The 2,034-nt window shown below is 53.7% G+C and carries 1 rRNA gene; it reads right to left on the reverse strand.

From position 1 onward, the window contains the following. Positions 1-94: 94 nt before the first annotated feature. Positions 95-2,034 (reverse strand): 23S ribosomal RNA (locus R1H25_RS20305); the annotation flags it as partial.

Below are 2,034 nucleotides of genomic sequence, written 5' to 3' on the forward strand. Positions count from 1 at the left end.
GGACAAGGCGCCAGCCTCGCATAGTTCTTGTGACGTAGCGTGCACTTGGATGCTCTTACGACGTTGTCGTAAAGCCAAGGCAACTTGAGGTTATATGGTCAAGCCTCTCGGATCATTAGTATCAGTTAGCTCAATACATTGCTGTACTTACACACCTGACCTATCAACCACGTAGTCTACATGGTTCCTTCAGGGGGCTTGTGCCCCGGGAGATCTCATCTTGAGGCGCGCTTCCCGCTTAGATGCTTTCAGCGGTTATCGCTTCCGAACATAGCTACCCGGCAATGCCACTGGCGTGACAACCGGAACACCAGAGGTTCGTCCACTCCGGTCCTCTCGTACTAGGAGCAGCCCCTCTCAAATCTCCAACGCCCATGGCAGATAGGGACCGAACTGTCTCACGACGTTCTGAACCCAGCTCGCGTACCACTTTAAATGGCGAACAGCCATACCCTTGGGACCGACTACAGCCCCAGGATGTGATGAGCCGACATCGAGGTGCCAAACACCGCCGTCGATATGAACTCTTGGGCGGTATCAGCCTGTTATCCCCGGAGTACCTTTTATCCGTTGAGCGATGGCCCTTCCATACAGAACCACCGGATCACTAAGTCCTAGTTTCCTACCTGCTTGATCCGTCGATCTTGCAGTCAAGCACGCTTATGCCTTTGCACACAGTGCGCGATGTCCGACCGCGCTGAGCGTACCTTCGAGCTCCTCCGTTACTCTTTAGGAGGAGACCGCCCCAGTCAAACTACCCACCATACACGGTCCCCGACCCAGATAATGGGCCCAGGTTAGAACGTCAAGCACGACAGGGTGGTATTTCAAGGATGGCTCCGCTGCAGCTAGCGCCACAGTTTCATAGCCTCCCACCTATCCTACACAGACGAACTCAACGTTCAGTGTAAAGCTATAGTAAAGGTTCACGGGGTCTTTCCGTCTTGCCACGGGAACGCTGCATCTTCACAGCGATTTCAATTTCACTGAGTCTCGGGTGGAGACAGCGCCGCTGTCGTTACGCCATTCGTGCAGGTCGGAACTTACCCGACAAGGAATTTCGCTACCTTAGGACCGTTATAGTTACGGCCGCCGTTTACTGGGGCTTCGATCAAGAGCTTCGCCTTGCGGCTGACCCCATCAATTAACCTTCCAGCACCGGGCAGGCGTCACACCCTATACGTCCACTTTCGTGTTTGCAGAGTGCTGTGTTTTTGATAAACAGTCGCAGCGGCCTGGTTACTGCGACCCTCTTCAGCTATAGCTCGCACGAGCCACCAAAAAGGGTGCACCTTCTCCCGAAGTTACGGTGCCATGTTGCCTAGTTCCTTCACCCGAGTTCTCTCAAGCGCCTGAGAATTCTCATCCTACCCACCTGTGTCGGTTTACGGTACGGTCTGCGTAAGCTGAAGCTTAGGAGCTTTTCCTGGAAGCGTGGTATCAGTGACTTTGCCATAAAGGCTCGTCTCGGTGCTCGGTCTTAGAGGATCCCGGATTTGCCAAAGATCCAAACCTACCGCCTTTCCCCAGGACAACCAACGCCTGGTACACCTAACCTTCTCCGTCCCTCCATCGCACTTACGCGAGGTGCAGGAATATTAACCTGCTTCCCATCGACTACGACTTTCGTCCTCGCCTTAGGGGCCGACTCACCCTGCGCCGATTAACGTTGCGCAAGGAAACCTTGGGCTTTCGGCGTGCGGGTTTTTCACCCGCATTATCGTTACTCATGTCAGCATTCGCACTTCCGATACCTCCAGCAGACTTCTCAATCCACCTTCAACGGCTTACGGAACGCTCCTCTACCGCGCATAACAAAGTTATGCACCCCAAGCTTCGGTTCACTGCTTAGCCCCGTTAAATCTTCCCCGCAGACCGACTCGACCAGTGAGCTATTACGCTTTCTTTAAAGGGTGGCTGCTTCTAAGCCAACCTCCTGGCTGTCTGTGCCTTTCCACATGGTTTTCCACTTAGCAGTGAATTTGGGACCTTAGCTGTGGGTCTGGGTTGTTTCCCTTTTCACGACGGACGTTA

Origin of the sequence: Stenotrophomonas veracruzanensis (assembly GCF_032911525.1) — a bacterium.
Lineage (GTDB): Bacteria > Pseudomonadota > Gammaproteobacteria > Xanthomonadales > Xanthomonadaceae > Stenotrophomonas > Stenotrophomonas africana.